This is a genomic window from Acidisoma sp. (assembly GCF_035492295.1).
GTDB lineage: Bacteria > Pseudomonadota > Alphaproteobacteria > Acetobacterales > Acetobacteraceae > Acidisoma.
Genome location: NZ_DATJJK010000131.1, coordinates 1 through 4,190 on the forward strand (window position 1 = coordinate 1; position 4,190 = coordinate 4,190).

3 protein-coding genes and 1 pseudogene are annotated in these 4,190 nt (G+C 65.6%); 2 read left to right on the top strand and 2 right to left on the bottom strand.

Going from position 1 to position 4,190, the window contains the following annotated elements; translation table 11 throughout:
* Nucleotides 1-273: 273 nt before the first annotated feature.
* Nucleotides 274-2,145 carry a dihydroxy-acid dehydratase gene (gene ilvD / locus VL752_RS09350; protein ID WP_325354449.1) on the bottom strand — a complete coding sequence of 624 codons (1,872 nt, stop codon included), beginning with the start codon at nucleotides 2,143-2,145 and terminating at the stop codon, nucleotides 274-276.
* A 157-nt stretch (nucleotides 2,146-2,302) separates the two neighbouring features.
* Nucleotides 2,303-2,533 (bottom strand): dodecin, encoded by a 231-nt coding sequence (locus tag VL752_RS09355; RefSeq protein ID WP_325354451.1) that lies wholly within the window; start codon nucleotides 2,531-2,533, stop codon nucleotides 2,303-2,305.
* Between the two features lie 128 nt (nucleotides 2,534-2,661).
* Here VL752_RS09355 and VL752_RS09360 point away from each other — a divergent pair, with 128 nt between their 5' ends.
* Nucleotides 2,662-3,969 (top strand): glutamine synthetase family protein, encoded by a 1,308-nt coding sequence (locus VL752_RS09360; protein WP_325354453.1) that lies wholly within the window; start codon nucleotides 2,662-2,664, stop codon nucleotides 3,967-3,969.
* 12 nt (nucleotides 3,970-3,981) lie between these two features.
* A pseudogene (locus VL752_RS09365) lies at nucleotides 3,982-4,190 on the top strand (cysteine hydrolase); the annotation flags it as partial.

Here is a 4,190-nt window from a genome sequence, read left to right on the forward strand (position 1 = left end):
AGGGTGGTGTCCTGTCCTGCCTCGCTCTGAGCGGCAATGATACGCCGAAGCTGGTTGGCGACGTCTTTTTCCCTGGGGGAAGGCAAACGGTCGCCGATCCGCTGGCTCGAAACCGGCAGGGCGGATGCGGGCATGGTCATGGTCGTCACTCCGTCTGCGACTTCGTATAGGCACCTTTTCAAGGTAAACGCAATATTCGAAACGCATGCCCCCTCTTGCAACAAGAAAGGCGGAGCCTTGCGGCTCCGCCTTTCTGTGACGCGGGTGAAGGACTTACCGCCGTTCGACCTGGGAAACGTCGCGCACGGCGCCGCGGGAGGCAGAGGTCGTCATCGCGGCATAGGCACGGAGCGCCGGGGAGACCACGCGCTCCCGGCTTTCCGGCTTCCAGGCGGCCGCACCGCGCGCTTCCATGGCGATCCGGCGCAGGCCCAGTTCCTCATCCGTCAGCGCTACGCGCAGGATGCGGTTGGGGATGTCGATCTCGATGATATCGCCGTCCTGCACCAGGCCGACGGCGCCGCCTTCGGCGGCTTCCGGCGACATATGGCCGATGGAAAGCCCCGCCGTGCCGCCGGAGAAGCGGCCGTCGGTGATGAGTGCGCAGGCTTTGCCGAGGCCCTTCGACTTCAGATAGCTCGTCGGATACAGCATTTCCTGCATGCCAGGACCGCCCTTGGGGCCTTCGTAACGGATCAGCACCACTTCGCCGGGCTTCACCTTGTCCCCCAGAATGCCGGCGACGGCATCATCCTGGCTTTCGAAGATATGCGCGGGCCCCGAGAAGACGAGATTGGACGCATCAACGCCCGCGGTCTTCACGATGGCCCCTTCGGTCGCGATATTGCCGAAGAGCACGGCAAGACCGCCGTCCTTGCTGAACGCGTGTTCCACGTCGCGGATGACGCCCGTTGCGCGGTCGGTGTCGAGTTCCGCGAAGCGGCGTTCCTGGCTGAAGGCCTCCACCGTGCGCACGCCACCGGGCGCCGCGCGATAGAGCGTGCCGGCCGTGCCGCTGGGGTCTGCCCCCACCACATCCCACTGCGCGAGCGCGGCACCCATGGTCGAGCTGTGCACCGTCGGCAGATCGGTATGGATCAGTCCGGCGCGGTTGAGTTCCGAGAGCAGCGCCATGATGCCGCCGGCGCGATGCACGTCCTCCATGTGGACATTCATGACCGAGGGCGAGACCTTGCAGAGGTTGGGCACGCGGCGGGACAGCCGGTCGATATCGGCCATGGTGAAGGGCAGCTCGGCTTCCTGTGCGGCGGCCAGGAGATGCAGCACGGTATTGGTGGAGCCGCCCATGGCGATGTCGAGCGACATGGCGTTCTCGAAGGCCTGGAAGCTCGCGATATTGCGCGGCAGGGCCGAGGCGTCATCCTGCTCGTACCACCGGCGGGCGAGATCGACGATCGTCCAGCCGGCCTCGACGAAGAGCTTGCGGCGGTCGGCGTGGGTCGCGAGCAGGCTGCCATTGCCAGGGAGCGAGAGGCCGAGGGCCTCGGTCAGGCAGTTCATGGAATTGGCGGTGAACATGCCCGAGCAGGAACCGCAGGTCGGGCAGGCCGACCGCTCCTGCACTTCGGCATCGGCATCGGAAACATGAGGGTCGGCAGCCGCCACCATGGCGGTGATGAGGTCGGCGCGCTTTTCGACCGCCGCACCGCCGGTACCATCAGCCTTGATCTTGCCGGCTTCCATGGGACCGCCGGAGACGAAGATCGCCGGGATATTCAACCGCATGGCGGCCATCAACATGCCGGGCGTGATCTTGTCGCAGTTGGAGATGCAGACCAGAGCATCGGCGCAATGCGCCTGCACCATGTATTCCACCGCATCCGCGATCAGCTCGCGCGAGGGCAGGCTGTAGAGCATGCCGGAATGGCCCATGGCGATGCCGTCATCCACCGCGATGGTGTTGAATTCCTTCGCCACACCGCCGGCCTTCTGGACCTCGCCAGCGACGAGCTGGCCGAGATCCTTGAGATGGACATGGCCCGGAACGAACTGCGTGAAAGAATTGGCAATGGCGATGATGGGCTTGCCGAAATCGCCGTCGCCCATGCCCGTCGCGCGCCACAGCGCGCGGGCGCCCGCCATGTTGCGGCCATGGGTGGAGGTGCGGGAGCGATAGGCGGGCATAGCGCGATCCTTGAATGAACAGCGTCACGCGGACGCGGGGGCGGCGGCAACGGATTACCATTTGTGACCTAAACTACGCCCCCTCGCCTCTCATTGCGACCCTCCTGGCCTGTGTCCTTGGAATTTCTGATCTCTGCCCAGGACAGTCTGCCGACGGTCAGGGCCGGAGGGAGGCGGCCTCGTCCTCAACCGAGAAGCCGATTTTCATCGTCACCTGATAATAGGCGACGCGCCCCTCCTCGACCTGGCCGCGCGTCTCCACGACCTGGAACCAGCGGATATGGCGGATCGTTTGGGACGCCTTGGCGACGGCGGACTGGATCGCGTCCTCGATGCTGCTGGGCGAAGAGCCCACCACCTCGATCAGCCGGTAAACATGGTCCGTCATTTCTCTCTCCTTCCGGAAGCGTCCTCGAAAGGTTGGGCGGCGCAGGCCAAGCTCAAGCCAAAGCGGGCGTTACTTTGCCTTCGCGGGACGGACAGGCCATCATTCCTGCGAGAGCAGCGGAGGGCGCCGTGCAGCAGGAAGAACTGGTCTTCGTCGGGATCTGCGATCTTGCGGGTCTCGTCCGTGGCAAGGGCTTTCCGGCTTCGGAGCTTGAGAGCCGATTGCGCCAGGGCGTGGGGCTCACCGGCTCCAACATCATGATTTCCGCCTTCGGCACCATCTTCTCCTCGCCCTTCGGGACAGAGGGCGATCTCGTGATGATGCCGGAGGCTACGACCGCCGTTCAGCTACCCTTCGACGAAGGCGCGGCGGAGCATTTCTACCTTGCCGATATCCGGGAGCTGGACGGCAGGCCCTGGGCCTGCTGCCCGCGGGATTTTCTGCGCCGGGCGCTGACGGCCCTTGCGGCGGAGACCGGGCTGGTCGTGAAATCCGCCTTCGAGCAGGAATTCGTCCATAGCGGGATCGAGGAGCGGCCGGGCGACGCCTATTCCCTCAGCTCCTTCCGCCGCCAGGGCACGTTCGGGGAAAGCCTGATCGGGACCTTGCGCGCGGCTGGCATCACGCCGGACAGCTTCCTGCCGGAATACGGGCCCCGCCAGTTCGAGGTGGTGGTGAAGCCGACATTCGGCCTACGCGCGGCGGACGAAGCCGTGATCACGCGGGAGATGATTCGCTCCGTCGCCGAGCGGATGGGTTTCCGCGCCAGTCTTGCGCCAATCATGGCGCCAGACGGAATCGGCAACGGCACCCATCTCCATTTCAGCCTGTGGCAGGAGGACGGCACGCCCGCCATGCACGATGCCGCAGCACCCTTCGGCATCGCGCCCCGTGTCGCACCCTTCATCGCGGGTGTGTTGCACCACCTGCCCGCACCCAGCGCCGTCACCGCCTCCTCCGTTGCCTCCTATTTCCGGCTGCAGCCCAACCGCTGGGCGCCGGTCTGGGCCTTCCTTGGACAGCAGGACCGCGGCGCGGCACTTCGTGTCTGCCCGATCTTTCCGGGCGCCGCGGATGCGGCCGAGCGCCAGTTCAACCTGGAATATCGCGTGGCCGACGCGGCCGCCTGCCCTTACCTCGCCCTTGGTGCCATCGTCTGGGCCGGGCTCGACGGCATGCGGAAGAAGATGACCCTGCCGCCCGAGTTGCCAGCGTTTTGGAGCATGGACGAGGCGGCGCGGGCGGCGGCCGGCGTGCGCACCCTGCCCCGCTCTCTGGGCGAAGCGCTCGATCTGCTGGAAGCGACCGACGAGGCCCGCGACTGGTTCGGGCCGAAGTTTCTGTCCGCCTATCTCGAATTCAAACGGTCGGAAATTGCGGCGCTGGACACGCTCGAACCCTCCGATATCTGTGACCGCTATGCCGCGATCTATTGAGGGTTCTGCGCCATGAAAGAGTTCAAGCTGAGCCGCGACGTGCCGGTGGTCAAAGGTGAGACGGCGCTGCTGCTGATCGACACGCAGAACTACACCATGCCCGGCGGCGGCGAATATGCCGGCATGGATCCGGCCGTGGTCGCCGAGACATACGGCTACTTCTTCGATGAGATGGAGCGGCGCGGCATTCCCAATATGCAGCGCCTGCAGGCCGCCTGCCG

What these genes read in the sequence shown, in the direction of transcription:
- ilvD (WP_325354449.1), bottom strand. Translation starts at nt 2,145, where the DNA reads ATGCCCGCCTATCGCTCCCGCACCTCCACCCATGGCCGCAACATGGCG.
- VL752_RS09355 (WP_325354451.1), bottom strand. Translation starts at nt 2,533, where the DNA reads ATGACGGACCATGTTTACCGGCTGATCGAGGTGGTGGGCTCTTCGCCC.